The following is a 228-nucleotide window of genomic DNA, read 5'->3' on the forward strand; positions in this document are numbered from 1 at the left end:
CATATCGATGCCCGGGCAAACGGAGGCTCGAATCGGGTCTCCAATCTGACACTGGCTTGCGTGCCTTGCAATAGGAAGAAGGCCGCTCGCCCGCTCTCTGATTTCCTGCGCAAGGACCCGGAGCGCCTCAGACGCATTCTGGCGAAGGCAAAGGCCCCGCTTCGCGACGCTGCTGCCGTCAATTCGACCCGGTGGGCGCTGTACAACGCGCTGAAGACCACGGGGCTT

General features: G+C 62.7%; 1 protein-coding gene. It reads left to right on the top strand.

Going from position 1 to position 228, the window contains the following annotated elements; all coding sequences use genetic code 11:
• The coding region (locus tag ACYP5B_RS16855; protein WP_459570461.1) for an HNH endonuclease at positions 1-228 on the top strand (228 nt) is incomplete at both ends.

Source organism: Cupriavidus sp. 8B (assembly GCF_054589115.1).